Below are 17,981 nucleotides of genomic sequence, written 5' to 3'. Positions count from 1 at the left end.
TCTCAAGCCGCCTTCTTCGGCCCCTTCAGCTTGTACAGGCTCGCCGGCCGGTGCCGCCCGCCGGTGGTCTTCTTCTCGAGGTCTTCGAGATCCCAGTGCGCATTGATCCACTTGCGGAAATTCCGCTTCTCCAAGGGCTCGCCCTTGATCGTCTCGAAGGCCACCTGCGCCTGTGAGAGGGTGAATTCCTCGGGCAGGAAGGAAAACACCACCGAGGCGTCATCCCCCAGGTCGGTCGACACGAGCTTGGCCAGCGCGTTCCGCGCATCGTCGAGAATCTTCGCATGGTCGAACGCCAGCTCGGGCAGGTTGTCGAAGGAAAACCACTCGGCCTTGGCGGCGTCGGTCGAGGCCACCAGCTTCAGCCGGTCCATCGGCACCAGCGTCAGGTAGACCACCGTGATCACCCGCTCGCGCGGGTCACGGTCGGGCCGGCCATAGGCGCCGATCTGCAGGAAGGGCAGCCCTTCCAGCTGCGCGGGCGTGACCCCGGCCTCCTCGGCCAGCTCGCGCCGGGCGCCGGTTTCAAGGTCTTCGTCCATCTGGACAAAGCCGCCGGGCAAGGCCCAGTGCCCCTTGTAGGGTTCGCCGGCCCGTTCGATCAGGGCGACGTTCAGCCGCCCCTCGATGATGGAAAACACCGCCGTGTCGGTGGTGACGGCGGGATGCGGGTATTCGTACTGGTATGTCATGATCGCTCTTACGTGTATTGCGGACACTATATAGGTACGGCGCCGGTTGTAAACACGGGGGGCGGGCAAAGTTTTTCGGAATGCGCGCAAAAAGCTGCGTCAGGAGGGGTGGGAATCGGCCCTAGCCGGCCTCTTGCAACGGGCGTTTTCGACCGAGATCGCGCCAAGGCATGCCGGTCTGGCAACATAAAATAAAAAAAGAATCTTTCCAAACCAATGCCTTGCGGGGATCTGGTGCGTAAACGTCATTAAGTGTATTTACAACACTTATTGTTAGTGTCATAACTACACCATCGAAACACGGCAACACCGCCAAACACACAAGACCACACACAAAGGATCGAAACAATGTTCAAGACCATCATCACCGCCGCCCTCTTCGCAACCGTCGCAGCCACCGCAAACGCCTCCATCTCCGACAGCTTCGACATCGACACCTCCAGCCTCACCCCCCCGGCCGCATCGCAAACCGTCACCGAAGAGGCCGCCATCGACACCGCCTATTACTGCGAATGGGTCACCGTCTACGACTACTACGGCAACTGGGTCACCCTGTGGCAGTGCTACTGATCTTTCGCTCCTGAACCTCCCTCCCTCCTCCCAGAGCACCTGGCCCGCCAATCGGCGGGCCTTTTTTCGTCCTGGCATCGCTTAGGGGAATAGCGGGGGCCTCACAGAGCCCTGTGCTGTCCGCGTCGGATATTGGCCGTGAATACCAGCACTCGGAAGGCGAATTGCCCTGCCGCTCGTGGAAACCCGCCCGACTCGGCCTGGGTCCTGTCCATGAGTCCGGGGGCATCTCGCTGGTTCGTGTCGCTATTCCCCGCCAGCATCCAAATTTGAATCGTTGGATTCCAATGGCTTACGCGATAAGCGCCGCAATCGACCATTAAGTGTCTTTACAACACTAATACTTGGTGTCATATATACACCACCAAGACACGGCAACACCGCCACACACACAACACCACACCGAAAGGACCAAGACAATGTTCAAGAAACTCCTCACCGCCGCCGCCTTCGCCCTCATCGCCGCAAACGCCCAGGCCTCCATCTCCGACAGCTTCGACATCGACACCTCCAGCCTCACCCCTCCCGCCGCCTCGCAAACCGTCGCCGAAGAGGCCGCCGTCGACACCGCCTACTACTGCGAGTGGATCACCGTCTACGACTACTGGGGCAACTGGGTCACCGTATGGCAGTGCTACTGATCACACCCAAACCCCAAACAAAAAGGCCCGCCAAAAAGGCGGGCCTTTCTGCATGTCGGGGGACCAACTCAGAGCCGCCGCATCCAGAATTGCAGCGGATGCACGGTTTCCTCCTCCCGGTCGAGATCCTTCCAGCTGAACTCCGCCACCGCGCCCTCGACCTTCTCATAGCCCCGCTTGCGCCAGAACCCGTCGAGCGGGCGATAGTCGGCAGGCCTCAAGGGATGATCATCGGGCCGCACCACCCCGCAGAACGCGCTGTAGCTGCGCCCCAGCCCCCGCGCATGGGCCTCGCGCGCGTCGAAGAACCGGTGCCCCAGCCCGTGCCCCCGATACTCCGGCAACAGCACGCTTTCGGCACAGTAGAAGATATCCTTGAGCGCGATGCCCTGCCCCGCGAAGGCCGCCCCGAAATCCTCGGCGTGATCCTCCATCGGCGTGCCGGTGGATGCCCCCACCAGCCGATCGCCGTCGAACGCGCCAACCAGGATCGCATCCGCACTCTCGCGGTAGGTCTGCAGATACTCCGCCTCGTACCCCGCATCCCCGTCATAGAGATACGGCCACGCCCGGAACACCTCGATCCGCAAACGCGCCACGTCGTCCAGCGCGTCGGCCAGCGCCTGACCCGTCAGCCGCTCGACTTGGATCACTGCGACACCTGGCGCGTCCAGTCGGCGAGGTTGTAATAGGTGACGACGCGCGTGATCAGCCCGTCCTTCAGCGAAAAGAACGAACCGGCGGGCAGGCGATAGCTCTGCCCCTCGGCCTCGGGCAGCCCCTCGTCGGTCTGCAGATACGTGCCGTTCACCACGTATTCGGCAGCCGCGCGGGTGCCCTTCTCGGCCTCGAAGATCACCATGTCGGTCAGCTCTTCGCGGTAGCAGCGGCTCATGTGGTCGCAGAAGGCGCGGAACTTGTCCTTGCCCACGCGCACCTGCCCCTCGTTGACGTGATGCGCCACGTCATCGCTCAAACAGGCCAGCATCGCGGCGGTGTCGCCGTTGTTGAATGCGTCGAAATAGGCTTTGACGGTCTCGTTCATAATCCAATCCCCGGGTCGCCCCATCTGTCCTTGAGGTGCTTGATGATCTGGTCGCGTGTCTGGCGATAGGCGTTCAGCTTGGCCTCCCGCGTTTCGCCAAGGCCGGTCGGGTCCATGATCGGCCAGTAGACCACGTCGAGGTGAAACAGCCGCGTCAGGTCAAGCGCCTTGCGCTGGCTGGCGGGGCTGAGCGCGACGATCAGGTCGAACGACGACAGGTCGTCGCCCCATTGCTCCATCTCGTCGAAGCTTCGTGTGCGGTGGCGGTCAAGCTCGACCCCCAGCTCGCGGCAGACGGCAATCGAAAAGCCGTCGATATCCATGTCGCTCTTGACGCCCGCCGACTGCACATAGGTGTCGGTGCCGTAGAGCTTCTTCATGATGCCCTCGGCCATGGGCGAGCGCACGGCATTGTGGTCGCAGCAGAAGAGCACCGATTGTGGAAGCTCCTGCACCACCGCGTCACCCTCCGTAATGCAGGACGCAGATCAGCGTGAACAGGCGCCGCGCGGTGTCGCTGTCGACATCCGCCTTGCCCTCGAGCCGTTCCTCGAGCACCCGGGCGCCCTCGTTGTGAATGCCGCGGCGGGCCATGTCGATGGTCTCGATCTGGCTCGGCGGCAGGTTCTTCACGGCATCGAAATAGCTTTCGCAGATCGACCAGTAATCCTTGACCACCTGCCGGAAGGGCGACAGCGACAGGTGAAACTCCGCCGCCGGCTCGCCATCCTCGGTGCGGATATCGAAGACCAGCCGTTTTTCCCGGATCGACAGGCCGACGCGATAGGGCCCCTCGGGCACAACCCGGTCATCCCGCTTGGGCAGGTTGAACGAGTTCTCCTCGATCAGGTCGAACATGGCGACCTTGCGCTCCTGTTCGATTTCGGGTGTGGGCGGCGGCAAGTTCGCGTCGTCCAGTTCGATGTGGCAGATGCGGCTCATCATGACTGTCTTTCCGTCTATTCGCGTGGCCTTGCCTAGCCCAGCCGAACCGGCTCGGCAATGCGGCCAAGCGACGGGGCATGGCGATTTTGCGGCGGTGTGGCGGAAAGGGGCTTGGGACCTGCGCAAGATGGCGGCATCTTTCCCGGGCGGTCAAGAAGCCGCGCATCGACGGGCCGCGGGGCGGGCGGCGCGATCTGGGAGTCCATCGTCGCGGCTTGGCACACGCCCGGAGCAAAGCCGCGCCCTGGCGCGGCGCCGGGCGAGCGCCGGCCCGTCCCGGCGGATCATCTCAAGAGCGCGCGACAATCCTCCTCGAAAAGAGAATTGCTACCCCTCGTTCAACCGATCCAGCCTTGCCCGCACGCTCAGCCCGTGCGCTTCCAGGCTCTCGGCAATCGCCAGCCGCTCCGCCGCCGGGCCGATGGCCTTCAGCGCCTCGGGCGTCATCTTGGCCAGCGTCGTCCGCTTGAGGAAATCCATCACCGACAGGCCGGAGGAGAACCGTGCCGAGCGCGCCGTCGGCAGCACGTGGTTCGGCCCGCCCACGTAATCGCCGATCGCCTCGGGCGTCCAGGCGCCCAGGAAAATCGCCCCGGCATGGCGGATCCTGACCGACAGGCCTTCGGGGTCGGCCACGCACAGTTCCAGGTGCTCAGGCGCGATCCGGTCGGCCAGTTGCGCCGCCATCTCCAGGTCCGGCACCACGATCACAGCTCCGAAATCACGCCAGCTTGCGCCTGCGATCTCGCGCCGCTCCAGCGTCTCCAGCCGTTTTTCGACGGCCGCGGTCACCTTCTCGCCGAACCCCGCATCGTCGGTGATCAGGATCGCCTGCGCGCTCTCGTCGTGCTCGGCCTGGCTCAGCATATCCACGGCGATCCAGTCGGGGTCGTTGTCGGCATCCGCGATCACCAATATCTCCGACGGCCCCGCGATCATGTCGATCCCGACCCGCCCGAAGACCCGCCGCTTGGCCGCCGCCACATAGGCGTTGCCCGGCCCGGTGATCTTGTCGACCGGCGCGATGCTCTCGGTGCCATAGGCCAGCGCGGCCACGGCCTGTGCGCCGCCCACGCGGTAGATCTCGTCCACCCCGGCGATGCGCGCCGCCAGCAGCACCAGCGGGTTGGCCACCCCATCGGGCGTCGGCACGGTGATCGCCAGCCGCTCCACCCCGGCCACCTTGGCGGGGATGGCGTTCATCAAGACGGAAGACGGGTACGACGCCAGCCCGCCCGGAACGTAGAGCCCGGCCGCCGACACCGGCGTCCAGCGCCAGCCCAGAGTCGCCCCTTCCGGGTCGGTCCAGCTTTCGTCCTTGGGCATCTGCCGCGCGTGATAGCCCCGGATGCGACCCGCGGCATGTTCCAGCGCCGCGCGGTCCTCGGGGGAAACCTGGGCCACCAGATCGTCGACCTCCGCGGTGGTGAAGCGCATCCGCTCGGGCGACAGCTCCATCCGGTCGAACTTCGCCGTCAGCTCGATCAGCGCCTGATCGCCCCGCTCGCGCACATCGGCGATGATCGCGGCCACCGCATCGTCCACATCCTGCGCCTCTTCGCGCTTGGCCCCCAGCAGGGCGGCGAAGTCTTCCTCGAAACCGGCATCCGCGGCGTTCAGAAAATGGGGCATGGCAACTCTCCTTGACGGGGCCTCGCATAAGGCTTTGCGGCCCGGGCCACAAGCGCCGCCGCCAGGCCGGCCGGCGGCCGGTTAACTTGCGTCAACTCCTCCAGATGGCCCGCATGCTAGGCAAAAACAACGGGATGACCCCGTTGAACCCAGAAATCAGCCACGGAGACTGACATGACCGGCATGAAATCGACGATCGCAGGCGCCCTGGGCGGCCTTCTGCTGACCGGTGCCGCCTTTGCCGACGATCTCGGCAAGGACCTTTACATGAACTCCTGCGCCACCTGTCACGGCGAAAGCGCCGCCGGAGACGGGCCTCTGGCCGAATTGATGACGGTCGGCGTGCCGGCCCTCACCGGCCTGTCGGCGGCGAACGAGGGCGAATTCCCGATGCTCAAGGTCATCCAGACGATCGACGGGCGGCAGGGCACGCGCGGCCACGGCTACCCGATGCCGGTCTGGGGCAAGCGCCTCGCCCGCGATCTCGACACCGACGATTACGGCTCCGAGGAAATCATCCGCGGCCGCATCCTGTCGATCGCCTATTACCTCGAAAGCCTACAGGAATAACCGGGCCTTTCAGGCCGGCCCGAGCGGTTTGCGCATAGGCTGGCCCCGGGTGCGGAAACAGGCCACCTCGGGCCCGTCATTGCGCCAGCCATGGCGCAGGTAGAAGCCATGCGCCGTCTTGGTGCTGACAAGGCGCGCCTCGTCATGGCCCGCCTCGGACAGCTCGGCCTCCAGCACCTCCAGCAAGGCGGCGCTGTGGCCCCGGCCGCGATACTCGGGCGCGACGTAAAGCAACAGAACCTCGCCCGCGCCCGACACCGCACCGACGGCGGCAATCTCGCCCCCCTCGACCGCGACACGCACACCATGCTCGCCTTCCAGCCAGACGGCCACCTGTTCGGGTGTCTTGTTGGCAATCCAGGCGTCTATGGCGGCGACATCGCCCTCGTGATCGGGCGCGCACAGCTCCCTGATCGAGGCGATCAGCACGGCGCTGATCCGCGGCGCATCCTCGGGTCGGGCGGCGCGCACACGTTCCATCGCCGTCAGTCCCCGTGATCGGGCGCCTTGCCCGACGGCGCCTTGTAGGGCCGGGTGACATCCTTCATCGACACCTCCAGCGCCTCGACCGCCAGCCGGATCGCCCCATCGCCCGCCAGCGTCAGCATGACGTAACCGGTGCCATCCTCGCCCGGCTCGAACTCCACCGCCAGCAGCGACAGAACCATGTCCTTCTCGCTCCGGTCGATGCCCTGGCTCGACACTTTCAGAACGTGATCGATGGCCAGAACCGACTGCACCCGCTCGGCACCGTGCCGGTCGCGGCCCTGGTCCTCCCAGCGGAAGCGGTTCAGCAGCAGGGCAAAGCGCCGCTCGCGTGGGCGCCAGGTCATCTCGGTCACGGGAAAGACCGCGTCCTGCACCAGCGACGACAGAACCTGAAGGTCCTCCGGGTCGAAGGCCCCAAGGTTCAGCGGCGCCTCGCGCCCATCCTCGAATCTCGCATCATCGCTCACGAGCCCTTCACCCTTTCGATCTGTGCGCCCACGTTGCCCAGCTTTTCCTCGACGCTCTCGTAGCCGCGGTCAAGGTGATAGACCCGGTTGACCAGCGTCTCGCCCTCGGCCGCGAGCCCGGCAAGGATCAGCGACACCGACGCCCGCAGGTCGGTCGCCATCACCGGCGCGCCCTTCAGCCGCTCGACACCCGTCACCTTTGCGGTGCCGCCCTGCACGTCGATCTTCGCGCCCATCCGCATCAGTTCCGGCGCATGCATGAAGCGGTTCTCGAAGATCTTCTCTTCCAGAACGCTCGTCCCCTCGGCGGTGCACATCAGCGCCATCATCTGGGCCTGCAAATCGGTCGGGAAGCCGGGGAACGGCTCTGTCGTCACATCGACCGCCTTCACCCGCCCGTTGCCGCGCGACACCTTCACGCCGCGCTCGGTTTCCTCGACGGTGATGCCGGCCTCGTCTAGCTTCTCGCTGAACGCCTCGACCAGCTCCAGCCGGCCGCCCAGGCATTCCACGGCCCCGCCGCACATGGCAGGCGCCAGCATGTAGGTGCCCAGCTCGATCCGGTCGGGCACGACGGGGTGCGTCGCGCCGTTCAGCCGGTCGACCCCCTGGATGGTGATCTCGCTGGTGCCCTCGCCCTCGATCTGCGCGCCCATCTTCCGCAGGCAGCGCGCCAGGTCGACGATCTCGGGCTCGCGCGCGGCGTTCTTCAGAACCGTCGTGCCCTTGGCCAGCGTCGCGGCCAGAAGCGCGTTTTCCGTCGCGCCCACCGACACCAGCGGAAACTCCACCACGCCGCCGGCCAGCCCGCCCTTGGCGGTGGCGTGCACGTAGCCGTCCTTCAGCTCCAGCTCCGCGCCCATCGCCTCGAGCGCCTTCAGATGCAGGTCGACCGGACGCGCCCCGATGGCACAGCCGCCCGGCAACGACACCACGGCATGCCCGTCGCGCGCCAGAAGCGGGCCGAGTACCAGGATCGACGCGCGCATCTTCCGCACGATGTCGTAATCGGCCACGTGGCTCTTCAGGTCATGGCTCGACATGGTCAGAACCTTGCCCTCCTGCATGCCCATCACCTCGGCGCCCAGGCTCTGCAGCAGAAGGCTCATCGTGCGGATATCCGACAGCCGCGGCGCATTGGTCAGCGTCAGCGGCTCCTCGCTCAGAAGCGTCGCCGGCATCAGCGTCAGACAGGCATTCTTGGCCCCGGCGATCGGGATATCCCCGTTCAGCTGGCCATTGCCCCTTACAAGTATCGAATCCATCAGCCCTTGTCCTCGTCTGCCTCATCCGCCCCGGCGGCACTTTTTCTGCCCCGCATCTGCGCCTTGCGCCGCGCCATGTTGGCCTTCAGCGCGGCCTTCAACCGGTCTTCCCGGCTGTCCTTCTTGGCGGGGGGCGCCTTGTCGGGGTGTTTCTTCGTCATCGTGCCGTCCTACTGTGTTCCGCGTTGTAGCCCAGAAATCAAGACGGCGAAACAGCAAGCGGCGTATATAACAGGGGAAGGGGCCGTGCAAAATCCCGGTTCCGCGGTTTTTCCCCGCCAACCGGCAAATGGGTGAAAATCCCGGCCAGATAGCCCTTGCGCGGCGGCGCGGATCGGTCTAAGAGGCCCGCCATCGACGAGGCTGCTGTAGCTCAGTGGTAGAGCGCACCCTTGGTAAGGGTGAGGTCGGGAGTTCAATCCTCCCCAGCAGCACCAGTCCCTCCCGAACATTGCCGGACAGCCCTGCGGCTTTCATCCGACGCGGTGCGCCCGAACAGGGGCAGCCAATGTCGAAATGACCGCAGTGCGAACGAGGCGGTCGTCGCACCCCACGGTCTCGAGTCCGCACAGGCGCTTCGTCGATAGGTCCGCTCATGGACACGATTGCGACCTTCGCCGCGTCTCTTCCCGCCGCCCTGTGACAACCGGGAATACAACTCGCCACCGTCGCCCAACGCCCGTCTACGGTTTACCCGGCAATGTCCTGCGCCTACGGTTCCCGCATTGCAACGGAGCCGTGTCATGAAGCAGATTTTCCACGAAGTTCCACTTCATCACCCCGCCCCCAATCCCGATAGCATCCGCCCCCCGGCCCGTTTCGCCGTCGCCATCCCCCTGGCCATCACGCTCGCCGTCCTGCTCGTGACGGCCCTCGCGCCCCTGATCGCCCCGTTCGGCCAGACGGAGATCGTGGGCCAGCCCTTCCAGCCGCCCGACGAAACCCACCTTCTCGGAACCGACGCCTTCGGGCGGGATTTCGTGACGCGCATCATCTACGGCCTGCGCAACAGCGTCGGGCTCGCGCTTGCCGTGGCCGTCCTGTCGCTCTCCATCGGCGTGGCCGCCAGCGCGCTCGCCACGGCCCTCGGGACATGGCCCGCCGCCATCCTTTTCCTCCTGGCCCAGGCCCTGTCCACGTTCCCGGCCTTCTACTGGGCCTTCTTCATCATCGCCGTCTTCCCCCCGTCGGGCCCGACCCTGATCACGGCCTTGACCCTGGCACTGGCGCCACGGGTCTTCCGGCTGTGCAGCACCGAAACCATGCCGGCCAGCCAGCGCGACGCCCTCGCCGCCTCCCGCTCCCGCCTGCCCGTCCTCCGTCTCGTGACGGCCCTCCTCCGCAACGAAGGCGTGCTTCTGGCGGCCATGTTCGGCATCGTCTTCAACATCGCCTTCCTGACCGAGGTCGCGATGTCGGTCTTCGGCATGGGCGTGCCCTTTCCGCTGGCGTCCATCGGGGGCACCGCCGTGCGAAACATGACCCTGCTCAGCTTCGGTGACTTCATCCCGATCTACATTCTCGTCCTCATCACGGTCTTCGCCACGTCGGTCTCCCTCCTCGTCGACTGGCTGCAGCGCCGTTCCGGCCGGCCCCTTGTGCCCAGCTTCCGAAGTTACGGCCCCGTCTGGGACATCCAGCGGTGACGGCTCCCCCCAAACTGACGTCGCGTAACGATAAGTTTAGTTGCCCGTGACAGACATTCCGCCCGATGGTCGCTTTGCAATCCATCGTACAAGAAGAGGAGCTTAACGATGAAACACGCCACCAAATCCGGAACTGCGATCGCCTCCGCCGCCTTCGCCCTTGCCCTCTCGGGCCCCGCCGCCCTTGCCCCCTCGGCCGCCACCGCGGACGAGGCCAAGATCCACTGCATGGGCGTCAACACCTGCGCCGGCACCAGCGACTGCGCCACCGCCAGCAACTCTTGCGCCGGGCAGAACAGCTGCAAGGGCCAGGGCTTCCTGTCGATGACCAAGGCCGAATGCGACGAGGCCGGCGGTACCGTCGAAAGCTGACCGCCCCCTCCAAACAACCCCGGGCCTCGTCCGCCAAGGCGGACAGGGGCCCGGTTTGCCGTTACACTGCCGGCACCGTCACAGGAGGAGCATGATGGTCGACCGCCCCCCGTTCCTTGGCTTCGGCCTTGGCCTCAGGCCCCAGCATTACACCGAGATCCTCGAGGCCGACACGCCCCCGCCCATCGACTGGTTCGAGATCATTTCCGAGAACTACATGGAGGCCGGCGGCCGCCCCCGCCACATGCTCGACCGCGTAAAAGACCGCTACCCGCTGGTGATGCACGGCGTGTCGATGTCCATCGCCTCCACCTCTCCGCTCGACTGGGGTTATCTCGAACGCCTGAAATCCCTCGCCGACCATGTCCAGCCCAAGTGGATCTCCGACCACCTCTGCTGGACAGGCGTGCATGGCATCAACCTGCATGACCTCATGCCCGTCGCCTATACCGAGGAAGCGCTGACCCACATCACCGCCCGCATCGCCCGCGTGCAGGACTATCTCGGCCGCCGCATCGCCATCGAGAACGTTTCCTCCTACATCGAGTTTGCCGAGTCGGAGATGACCGAGTGGGAATTCGTGGGCGAGCTGGCCCGCCGTGCCGATTGCTGGCTGCTGCTCGACGTGAACAACGTCTTCGTTTCCGGCCAGAACCACCGGTTCGATGGGAACGCCTTCATCGAGGCCATCCCGACAGACCGCGTCGTGCAATTCCACCTCGCGGGCCACAGCGAAGGCGCCGACTGCCTGATCGACACCCATGACCAGCCGGTCTGCGACGAGGTGTTCGAGCTCTACCGCCGCGCCATCGGCCATTTCGGCCCGATCTCGACGATGATCGAGCGCGACGACAACATCCCGCCCTTGGCGGAACTGCTCGCCGAACTCGCCCGCGCCCGCCAGATTGCCGCGGAAACCCTCGCGCCCGGCCAGTTGAAAGTGGCCTGACCCATGCCCCGCACCCTCGCCGAGCTTCAGGCCGCGCTGCAGAACGACGTGCTGCATCGCCAGTCCACCACGCGCGACAGCCTTTCCGTGCCGCAAGGCACCAGCGCCGAAAGCCGCCTCGCCGTCTACCAGAACGCCTATGAAATCCGCCTCGTGAACATCCTGGGCGAGGATTACGACACGCTCTGGACCTTCGTGGGCGATGCCACCTTCCACGAGCTTGCCACCGGCTACCTGCGCGACAATCCCTCCACCTCGCGCAATGCCCGGTGGGTGGGCCATGAATTCCCGGCCTATCTCGCCCGGCATCCCATCGGCGCACAGGTTCCCGTTCTGCCCGAGCTCGCCCTTATGGAACGCGCCATCCGCGATGCCTTCGACGCGCCCGATGCCCCCGTGGCCGCCCCCGAAGACCTCGCCACCATCGCCGATCATGTTGAGACGGCCGTCTTCACCCTTCACCCCGGCCTCACTCTGATCCCCACGCAAACCAACGCCTACGACATCTTCCTCGCCCTGCGCGCCGGGCAGACCCCGCCGCCCCCCGCAGAACAGGACAGCGTGCGGTGGATCGTCGCGTGGCGCCGCGACCTGAGAAGCCACCACATGGAACTGACGCCCGAGGAAGGCACCCTCCTCGACCTCGCCGCCCGGGGCAGCACCTTCGCCCATCTCTGCGAGGTCGCTTCCATGATGGGTGAACCCGACACCACCGCCGCCCGCATGGGCGGCACCCTCCGCCGCTGGCTGGAAAACGGCATGCTCTCGGCCATGGGGCCGGAAACGCCCGCACAGGAAAGCGGCAAATCCACCCCGGCCCCCACCGCCCCGGCAGGATAACGCTTACGCCGTTTGAAACTGCCCCTTTCACCCATCCGGCACGCACTCTATAACTCACTCGGCTTCCGGGCTCCGACTCGGCGGCCAAAGTATCAATTGGGCGATGGATCAGCAGGCGCAGATGTCAATCTTCAGTAATATCCCCGGGCTATTCTCGTCGGACATGGCGATCGACCTCGGGACTGCGAACACGCTGGTCTACGTCAAGGGTCGCGGCGTCATCCTGTCCGAACCTTCGGTGGTGGCCTACCACGTGAAAGACGGCGTCAAGAAAGTGCTCGCCGTCGGCGAAGACGCCAAGCTCATGCTGGGCCGCACCCCCGGCAGCATCGAGGCGATCCGCCCGATGCGCGAAGGCGTGATCGCCGATTTCGACACCGCCGAGGCGATGATCAAGCACTTCATCCGCAAGGTGCACAAACGCTCGACCTTCTCGAAACCGAAAATCATCGTCTGCGTGCCCCACGGCGCCACCCCGGTGGAAAAACGCGCGATTCGCCAATCGGTGCTGTCGGCCGGCGCGCGCCGCGCGGGCCTCGTGGCCGAACCCATCGCGGCGGCCATCGGCGCCGGCATGCCCATCACCGACCCGACCGGCAACATGGTCGTCGATATCGGCGGCGGCACCACCGAGGTGGCCGTCCTGTCGCTGGGCGACATCGTCTATGCCCGCTCGATCCGCGTCGGCGGCGACCGGATGGACGAAGCCATTATCAACTACCTGCGCCGCCAGCTGAACCTGCTGGTGGGCGAGTCGACGGCCGAGCGCATCAAGACCTCGATCGGCACCGCCCGCATGCCCGATGACGGGCGCGGCACCTCGATGCAGATCCGCGGCCGCGACCTTCTGAACGGCGTGCCCAAGGAAACCGAGATCACCCAGGCCCAGGTCGCCGAGGCGCTGGCCGAACCGGTGCAGGCCATCTGCGAGGCGGTGATGACCGCGCTCGAAACCACCCCGCCCGACCTTGCGGCGGACATCGTCGATCGGGGCGTCATGCTGACCGGCGGCGGCGCCCTTCTGGGCGATCTCGACCTCGCGCTGCGCGAACAGACCGGTCTTGCCGTTTCGATAGCCGATGACAGCCTGAATTGCGTCGCTCTCGGCACCGGCAAGGCGTTGGAGTTTGAAAAACAGCTGCGACACGCGATAGACTACGACAGCTAAGGCGATTTGCGCTATCCTCGCACGGAAACACTGGCGCGGACCGCCCGGAACGTATTGATGTTGAAGGCGGATCGGGATCCGGGCCGATACCCGGCTGACATTCCGGCCACTCCACGCCATCCACCTGTCTGACGAAGGGGCAGCCGTTGGCAAAGGACAGAAACCAGGAAGGCGACTACTCCGGCCAGCTTCGCCGTCTGCTGGTGGGCGTGCTGCTCCTGTGCCTGTTCGGCCTGTTCCTGGTCTGGCGCATCGACAGCCCCCGCATCGAACGCTTCCGCGCCCAGGTGATCGACCGGGTCGTACCCAGCTTCGACTGGGCGATGGCGCCGGTCACGGGCGCGGTCAACATCGTCCACGATTTCCAGAGCTACCAGCGCATCTACCAGCAGAACCAGGAACTCCGCCGCGAACTGCAACAGATGAAGGCGTGGAAGGAAGCGGCGCTTCAGCTCGAACAGGAAAACGCCCGCCTGCTCGACCTCAACAACGTGCAGCTCGACCCGCGCCTGACCTTCGTCACCGGCGTGGTGCTGGCCGACAGCGGCTCGCCCTTCCGGCAATCGGTGCTGATCAACGTCGGCGCCCGCGACGGCATCGTCGACGGCTGGGCGGCGATGGATGGTCTCGGCCTCGTCGGCCGCATCTCGGGCGTGGGCAACAACACCGCGCGCGTCATCCTGCTCACCGACACTTCCAGCCGCATCCCCGTCACCATCGAACCCTCGGGCCAACAGGCGCTGGTCTCGGGCGACAACACGCCTTCGCCCATCGTCAGCTTCCTCGAAGCCCCCGACCGGGTGCGCCCCGGCGACCGGGTGATCACCTCGGGAGATGGCGGCGTCTTCCCCGCCGACCTGCACGTGGGTCAACTCACGAAAGACCCCGGCGGCCGCCTGCGCGTGCGCCTCTCGGCCGATTACGAACGCCTCGAATTCCTCCGCGTCCTGCGCAACTGGCGCGACGAGCGGATTTCCGACCCGGGCGGCCTCGTCACGCCGTTCGGGCCGATCCCCAACCCGATCGAGCCGGAAAACACCGCCGAGGACAGCGTCGTCGGAGAGCCCGCCGATGGCTGAGCGCAGCCAGACATATCTCTGGGCCATGCGCGCCCTCTTCGTCGGCATCTGCACGCTGTTCGTGTTCCTGCGCCTGCTGCCGCTCGACACCCTGCCGCGCGGCTGGGCGGGGCCCGACTTCATCCTCGCCTTCACCCTCGCCTGGGGCCTGCGCCGCCCGGAATTCGTGCCGCCGCTGCTGGTGGCCCTCGTCTTCCTGCTCTGCGACCTGCTGTTCCACCGCCCGCCCGGCCTCTGGGCGGCGCTGGTGCTGATCGGCAGCCAGACCCTCCGCGCCCGCGCCCCCGACCTGCGCGACCTCACCTTCCCCGTTGAATGGGTCAGCGTCGCCACCACATTGGTGGCGATGACCATCGGCTACCGGCTGATCCTCGGGCTGCTGATGGTCGACCAGGCCCCCCTCGGGCTGAGCCTGATGGAAATGGTCATGACCCTCATCGCCTACCCGGTGGTGGTGCTGGTCTCGCAATCCCTGCTCGGCGTGCGCAAGGTCGCCCCGGGCGAGCTCGACGCGATGAGGCCCGGCTGATGAGACGCCCGACACGCGATACCGCCGAAAGCTACCGCAAGATCACCCGCCGCGGGCTGATCATCGGCGGCGGCATGTCCGCCATCGTCGGCACGCTGGCGCTGCGCATGCGCTACCTGCAGGTCGAACAGGCCGACCAGTTCCGCCTGCTCGCCGACGAGAACCGCATCAACATCCGCCTGATTCCGCCGACGCGCGGCCGCATCTTCGACCGCAACGGCACCACCGTCGCCGAGAACGTGCCCAGCTACCGCATCACCATGGTGCGCGAGGAGGCGGGCGACGTCGAAGAGGTGATCGCCCGGCTTTCCAAGCTGGTCACCCTCGACCCCGAGGAGCTCGACCGCGCCCGCCGCGACCTCGAACGCCTGCGCGGCGACACGCCCGTCACCCTCGCCGACCGCGTCAGCTGGGAAGATATCAGCCGCATCGCGGTGAACACGCCCGCCCTGCCCGGCGTCACGCCCGACGTGGGCCTGTCTCGCCGCTACCCGCAAGGCGAGGCCTATGCCCACCTCGTGGGCTACGTGGGGCCGGTCAGCGACCGCGATCTCGAACGCATCGACGCGCCCGACGCGCTGCTGCTCATCCCGCGCTTCCAGATCGGCAAGATCGGCCTCGAGGCCCGGCAGGAGGAACTCCTGCGCGGCGAGGCTGGCACCAAGCGGGTCGAGGTCAACGCCGCCGGCCGCGTGATGCGCGAACTGGAACGGCAGGAGGGCACCTCCGGCAAGGACATCCAGATCTCGATCGACAACAACCTGCAAACCTACTGCCACGCCCGCCTTGCCGGCGAAAGCGCGGCGGCGGTGGTGGTCGATTGCGAAAGCGGCGACCTTCTGGCCAGCGCCTCGGCGCCCAGCTTCGACCCCAACCTCTTCGTGCGGGGCATCTCGGTCGCCAATTACAACGCGCTTCTCGAAAACGAATACCGTCCCCTGCCCAACAAGGCGGTGCAGGGCATCTACCCTCCGGGCTCGACCTTCAAGATGGTCGTGGCGCTCGCCGCGCTGGAAGCGGGCGAGCTGGACCTCACCGAAACCGTCTATTGCCCCGGCCATCTCGAAGTCAGCAACCGCCGCTTCCACTGCTGGAAACGCGCGGGCCACGGTAATGTCGACCTGCACCGTTCGCTCCGCGAAAGCTGCGACGTGTTCTATTACGACATGGCCCTGCGCGTCGGCATCGAGAAGATCTCGGAAATGGCCCGCAAGCTCGGCATCGGCATCGAACACGAACTGCCGCTGACCTCCGTCGCCTCGGGGCTTGCCCCCACCAAGGAATGGAAGCTCATCAACCGCAGCGCCGAATGGGTCATCGGCGACAGCGTCAACGCCGCCATCGGCCAGGGCTTCGTGCTGGCCTCGCCCTTGCAGCTGGCCATCATGTCGGCCCGCATCGCCACCGGCCGCGAGGTGAAACCCCGCGTCATCAAGTCGATCGACGGGGTCGAACAGCCCTCGGGCGTCGGCGACACGCTGGGGATCAACGAGAACCACCTGCGCGAGGTGCGCAAGGCCATGTTCGCCGTCTCGAACGACCGGCGCGGCACGGCCTATTCCAGCCGCATCATCGAGGATGCCTTCCGCATGGCCGGCAAGACCGGCACCAGCCAGGTGCGCAACATCTCGTCGGGCGAACGCGCCACCGGCGTGCGCCGCAACGAAGACCTGCCCTGGCGCCAGCGCGACCACGCGCTCTTCGTCGACTTCGCCCCGATGGACAACCCCAAGGTTGCGGTCGCGGTGGTGGTGGAACATGGCGGCGGCGGCTCGACCGCGGCGGCGCCCATCGCCCGCGACATCACCCTGCAGGCGCTCTATGGCGAAGACCCGCCCCTCGCGGCTTACCCTTCGAAGGACCGCGGCCGCATCAAGACCCAGCAGGAACAGCTGCGCCAGTACAGCCCCGGCCCGACCGGTGACGAGAGCGACCGCGCATGAGTTATCTCGAGTACACGGTCAAGACCACGCCCGCGGGCATCCGCAAGGTGCTCTACTTCAACTGGGGCCTGGCCATCCTGCTCACCGCCGTTGCGGGTATCGGCTTCCTGATGCTCTACTCGGTCGCCGGCGGCTCGTTCAACCCGTGGGCCGAACCTCAGATGAAGCGCTATGCGCTGGGCTTCGTGGCGATGTTCATGATCGGCATGGTGCCGATCTGGTTCTGGCGCAACATGTCCGTGCTCGCCTATCTCGTCTCGGTCATCCTGCTGGTGGCGGTGGAGCTGGTGGGCACCGAAGGCAAGGGCGCCCAGCGCTGGATCGACCTCGGCGTCATGCGCCTGCAACCCTCGGAACTGATGAAGATCACCCTCATCATGGTGCTCGCGGCCTATTACGACTGGCTGCCCATGTCGCGGCTGTCGCGGCCGCTCTGGGTGATCTTCCCGGTGATCCTGATCCTCGTGCCCGTCGCCCTCGTGCTGCGCCAGCCCGACCTCGGCACCTCGATCCTGCTGATCATGGGCGGCGGCGCGCTGATGTTCATCGCGGGCGTCCACTGGGCCTATTTCGCGGTCGTGATCGGGGCCATCGGCGGGCTTGTGACAGCGGTCTTCAAAAGCCGCGGCACCGACTGGCAGATGCTGGCCGACTACCAGTACCGCCGCATCGACACCTTCCTCGACCCGGCCTCGGACCCGCTCGGCGCGGGCTACCACATCACCCAGTCGAAAATCGCCCTCGGCTCCGGCGGCTGGACAGGGCGCGGCTTCATGCAGGGCACCCAGTCTCGGCTGAACTTCCTGCCCGAGAAGCACACCGACTTCATCTTCACCACCCTGGCCGAGGAATTCGGCTTCGTCGGCGCGGTGTCGCTGCTGGCGCTCTACGCGCTCATCATCGTGTTCTGCATCTCCTCGGCCATGACCAACCGCGACCGCTTCGCCTCGCTGCTGACGCTCGGCGTGGCGGTGACCTTCTTCCTGTTCTTCGCGGTCAACATGTCGATGGTCATGGGCCTCGCCCCCGTCGTCGGCGTGCCCCTCCCGCTGGTCAGCTACGGCGGCTCGGCCATGCTGATCCTGATGCTGGGCTTCGGCCTCGTGCAAAGCGCTCACATCCACAGACCAAGGTAATCC

The 17,981-nt window shown here is 66.1% G+C and carries 22 protein-coding genes and 1 tRNA gene; 13 read left to right on the top strand and 10 right to left on the bottom strand.

Annotated elements, in window-relative coordinates; genetic code table 11:
• Positions 1-2: 2 nt before the first annotated feature.
• Entirely contained in the window at positions 3-692 is a 690-nt protein-coding gene (locus RIdsm_RS03050; RefSeq protein WP_057820689.1) for an NUDIX hydrolase, read from the bottom strand.
• Between the two features lie 348 nt (positions 693-1,040).
• On the opposite strand from RIdsm_RS03050, the gene RIdsm_RS03045 reads away from it, so the two are divergent.
• Positions 1,041-1,262 (top strand): hypothetical protein, encoded by a 222-nt coding sequence (locus RIdsm_RS03045; RefSeq protein WP_074940556.1) that lies wholly within the window; start codon positions 1,041-1,043, stop codon positions 1,260-1,262.
• A gap of 419 nt (positions 1,263-1,681) precedes the next feature.
• Positions 1,682-1,903: a hypothetical protein gene (locus RIdsm_RS03040; protein ID WP_057820962.1), complete on the top strand. Its 222-nt coding sequence runs from the start codon at positions 1,682-1,684 to the stop codon at positions 1,901-1,903.
• Between the two features lie 68 nt (positions 1,904-1,971).
• Here the strand turns inward: RIdsm_RS03040 and RIdsm_RS03035 are convergent, their stop codons facing one another.
• The 5 genes from RIdsm_RS03035 to hisD all read right to left on the bottom strand — a co-directional run bounded on the left by RIdsm_RS03035 (position 1,972) and on the right by hisD (position 5,525).
• Positions 1,972-2,556, bottom strand: a complete 585-nt coding sequence (locus RIdsm_RS03035) for a GNAT family N-acetyltransferase (protein ID WP_057820959.1) — start codon at positions 2,554-2,556, stop codon at positions 1,972-1,974.
• Positions 2,553-2,948 (bottom strand): ketosteroid isomerase-related protein, encoded by a 396-nt coding sequence (locus RIdsm_RS03030; protein WP_057820957.1) that lies wholly within the window; start codon positions 2,946-2,948, stop codon positions 2,553-2,555. The genes RIdsm_RS03035 and RIdsm_RS03030 overlap by 4 nt, the downstream gene beginning before the upstream one ends.
• Entirely contained in the window at positions 2,945-3,403 is a 459-nt protein-coding gene (locus RIdsm_RS03025) for an arsenate-mycothiol transferase ArsC (protein WP_057820973.1), read from the bottom strand. Before RIdsm_RS03025 ends, RIdsm_RS03030 begins: the two co-directional genes overlap by 4 nt.
• Before the next feature lie 7 nt (positions 3,404-3,410).
• The gene (locus tag RIdsm_RS03020; protein ID WP_057820971.1) at positions 3,411-3,890 is read right to left on the bottom strand and encodes a UPF0262 family protein; all 480 of its coding nucleotides are present in this window, start codon (positions 3,888-3,890) and stop codon (positions 3,411-3,413) included.
• A gap of 330 nt (positions 3,891-4,220) precedes the next feature.
• The gene (hisD, locus tag RIdsm_RS03015) at positions 4,221-5,525 is read right to left on the bottom strand and encodes a histidinol dehydrogenase (protein ID WP_057820955.1); all 1,305 of its coding nucleotides are present in this window, start codon (positions 5,523-5,525) and stop codon (positions 4,221-4,223) included.
• A gap of 174 nt (positions 5,526-5,699) precedes the next feature.
• On the opposite strand from hisD, the gene RIdsm_RS03010 reads away from it, so the two are divergent.
• Positions 5,700-6,095, top strand: coding sequence for a c-type cytochrome (locus RIdsm_RS03010; RefSeq protein ID WP_057820954.1), 396 nt, complete (start codon positions 5,700-5,702; stop codon positions 6,093-6,095).
• A gap of 9 nt (positions 6,096-6,104) precedes the next feature.
• On the opposite strand, the gene RIdsm_RS03005 is transcribed toward RIdsm_RS03010, so the two are convergent.
• From RIdsm_RS03005 to RIdsm_RS30010, 4 genes are read right to left on the bottom strand one after another with little or no spacing between them, the layout of a single operon-like run.
• On the bottom strand, positions 6,105-6,575 hold the full coding sequence (locus RIdsm_RS03005) for a GNAT family N-acetyltransferase (RefSeq protein WP_057820952.1): 471 nt from the start codon (positions 6,573-6,575) through the stop codon (positions 6,105-6,107).
• Positions 6,576-6,580: 5 nt separating this feature from the next.
• On the bottom strand, positions 6,581-7,051 hold the full coding sequence (locus RIdsm_RS03000; protein WP_057820950.1) for a DUF2948 family protein: 471 nt from the start codon (positions 7,049-7,051) through the stop codon (positions 6,581-6,583).
• On the bottom strand, positions 7,048-8,316 hold the full coding sequence (murA, locus tag RIdsm_RS02995) for a UDP-N-acetylglucosamine 1-carboxyvinyltransferase (protein ID WP_057820948.1): 1,269 nt from the start codon (positions 8,314-8,316) through the stop codon (positions 7,048-7,050). The genes RIdsm_RS03000 and murA overlap by 4 nt, the downstream gene beginning before the upstream one ends.
• Entirely contained in the window at positions 8,316-8,477 is a 162-nt protein-coding gene (locus RIdsm_RS30010) for a hypothetical protein (RefSeq protein ID WP_177228442.1), read from the bottom strand. Before RIdsm_RS30010 ends, murA begins: the two co-directional genes overlap by 1 nt.
• A 201-nt stretch (positions 8,478-8,678) precedes the next feature.
• On the opposite strand from RIdsm_RS30010, the gene RIdsm_RS02990 reads away from it, so the two are divergent.
• The 10 genes from RIdsm_RS02990 to rodA all read left to right on the top strand — a co-directional run bounded on the left by RIdsm_RS02990 (position 8,679) and on the right by rodA (position 17,978).
• A tRNA-Thr gene (locus tag RIdsm_RS02990) sits at positions 8,679-8,753 on the top strand.
• Between the two features lie 306 nt (positions 8,754-9,059).
• Positions 9,060-9,962, top strand: coding sequence for an ABC transporter permease (locus RIdsm_RS02985; protein ID WP_057820946.1), 903 nt, complete (start codon positions 9,060-9,062; stop codon positions 9,960-9,962).
• Between the two features lie 108 nt (positions 9,963-10,070).
• The gene (bufA2, locus tag RIdsm_RS02980) at positions 10,071-10,334 is read left to right on the top strand and encodes a BufA2 family periplasmic bufferin-type metallophore (RefSeq protein WP_057820944.1); all 264 of its coding nucleotides are present in this window, start codon (positions 10,071-10,073) and stop codon (positions 10,332-10,334) included.
• A gap of 94 nt (positions 10,335-10,428) precedes the next feature.
• A complete protein-coding gene (gene bufB / locus RIdsm_RS02975) occupies positions 10,429-11,283 on the top strand; it encodes an MNIO family bufferin maturase (protein ID WP_074940559.1) in 855 nt (284 codons plus the stop codon).
• A 3-nt stretch (positions 11,284-11,286) separates the two neighbouring features.
• Positions 11,287-12,123, top strand: coding sequence for an HvfC/BufC N-terminal domain-containing protein (locus RIdsm_RS02970; RefSeq protein ID WP_057820940.1), 837 nt, complete (start codon positions 11,287-11,289; stop codon positions 12,121-12,123).
• 121 nt (positions 12,124-12,244) lie between these two features.
• On the top strand, positions 12,245-13,291 hold the full coding sequence (locus RIdsm_RS02965; RefSeq protein ID WP_057820969.1) for a rod shape-determining protein: 1,047 nt from the start codon (positions 12,245-12,247) through the stop codon (positions 13,289-13,291).
• A 146-nt stretch (positions 13,292-13,437) separates the two neighbouring features.
• The gene (mreC, locus tag RIdsm_RS02960; RefSeq protein ID WP_057820937.1) at positions 13,438-14,370 is read left to right on the top strand and encodes a rod shape-determining protein MreC; all 933 of its coding nucleotides are present in this window, start codon (positions 13,438-13,440) and stop codon (positions 14,368-14,370) included.
• Positions 14,363-14,899 carry a hypothetical protein gene (locus RIdsm_RS02955; RefSeq protein WP_057820935.1) on the top strand — a complete coding sequence of 179 codons (537 nt, stop codon included), beginning with the start codon at positions 14,363-14,365 and terminating at the stop codon, positions 14,897-14,899. Before mreC ends, RIdsm_RS02955 begins: the two co-directional genes overlap by 8 nt.
• Complete coding sequence (gene mrdA, locus RIdsm_RS02950; protein ID WP_057820933.1) at positions 14,899-16,842, top strand: penicillin-binding protein 2; 1,944 nt, start codon at positions 14,899-14,901, stop codon at positions 16,840-16,842. Before RIdsm_RS02955 ends, mrdA begins: the two co-directional genes overlap by 1 nt.
• A complete protein-coding gene (rodA, locus tag RIdsm_RS02945) occupies positions 16,839-17,978 on the top strand; it encodes a rod shape-determining protein RodA (protein WP_057820931.1) in 1,140 nt (379 codons plus the stop codon). Before mrdA ends, rodA begins: the two co-directional genes overlap by 4 nt.
• Positions 17,979-17,981 lie beyond the last annotated feature (3 nt).

Source organism: Roseovarius indicus (genome assembly GCF_008728195.1).
Classification (GTDB): domain Bacteria; phylum Pseudomonadota; class Alphaproteobacteria; order Rhodobacterales; family Rhodobacteraceae; genus Roseovarius; species Roseovarius indicus.
The sequence above is the reverse complement of the archived record's forward strand: the minus strand, read 5'-3'. Positions and strand labels throughout refer to the sequence as shown.

Excerpts from the sequence above, each read along its gene's own strand:
- RIdsm_RS03050 (WP_057820689.1), bottom strand. The coding sequence starts at position 692 with ATGACATACCAGTACGAATACCCGCATCCCGCCGTCACCACCGACACG.
- RIdsm_RS03030 (WP_057820957.1), bottom strand. The coding sequence starts at position 2,948 with ATGAACGAGACCGTCAAAGCCTATTTCGACGCATTCAACAACGGCGAC.
- RIdsm_RS02955 (WP_057820935.1), top strand. The coding sequence starts at position 14,363 with ATGGCTGAGCGCAGCCAGACATATCTCTGGGCCATGCGCGCCCTCTTC.
- RIdsm_RS03040 (WP_057820962.1), top strand. The coding sequence starts at position 1,682 with ATGTTCAAGAAACTCCTCACCGCCGCCGCCTTCGCCCTCATCGCCGCA.
- mrdA (WP_057820933.1), top strand. The coding sequence starts at position 14,899 with ATGAGACGCCCGACACGCGATACCGCCGAAAGCTACCGCAAGATCACC.
- RIdsm_RS03010 (WP_057820954.1), top strand. The coding sequence starts at position 5,700 with ATGACCGGCATGAAATCGACGATCGCAGGCGCCCTGGGCGGCCTTCTG.
- bufA2 (WP_057820944.1), top strand. The coding sequence starts at position 10,071 with ATGAAACACGCCACCAAATCCGGAACTGCGATCGCCTCCGCCGCCTTC.
- RIdsm_RS02965 (WP_057820969.1), top strand. The coding sequence starts at position 12,245 with ATGTCAATCTTCAGTAATATCCCCGGGCTATTCTCGTCGGACATGGCG.
- RIdsm_RS03005 (WP_057820952.1), bottom strand. The coding sequence starts at position 6,575 with ATGGAACGTGTGCGCGCCGCCCGACCCGAGGATGCGCCGCGGATCAGC.
- bufB (WP_074940559.1), top strand. The coding sequence starts at position 10,429 with ATGGTCGACCGCCCCCCGTTCCTTGGCTTCGGCCTTGGCCTCAGGCCC.
- RIdsm_RS02985 (WP_057820946.1), top strand. The coding sequence starts at position 9,060 with ATGAAGCAGATTTTCCACGAAGTTCCACTTCATCACCCCGCCCCCAAT.
- RIdsm_RS02970 (WP_057820940.1), top strand. The coding sequence starts at position 11,287 with ATGCCCCGCACCCTCGCCGAGCTTCAGGCCGCGCTGCAGAACGACGTG.
- RIdsm_RS30010 (WP_177228442.1), bottom strand. The coding sequence starts at position 8,477 with ATGACGAAGAAACACCCCGACAAGGCGCCCCCCGCCAAGAAGGACAGC.
- RIdsm_RS03045 (WP_074940556.1), top strand. The coding sequence starts at position 1,041 with ATGTTCAAGACCATCATCACCGCCGCCCTCTTCGCAACCGTCGCAGCC.
- rodA (WP_057820931.1), top strand. The coding sequence starts at position 16,839 with ATGAGTTATCTCGAGTACACGGTCAAGACCACGCCCGCGGGCATCCGC.
- murA (WP_057820948.1), bottom strand. The coding sequence starts at position 8,316 with ATGGATTCGATACTTGTAAGGGGCAATGGCCAGCTGAACGGGGATATC.
- hisD (WP_057820955.1), bottom strand. The coding sequence starts at position 5,525 with ATGCCCCATTTTCTGAACGCCGCGGATGCCGGTTTCGAGGAAGACTTC.
- RIdsm_RS03020 (WP_057820971.1), bottom strand. The coding sequence starts at position 3,890 with ATGAGCCGCATCTGCCACATCGAACTGGACGACGCGAACTTGCCGCCG.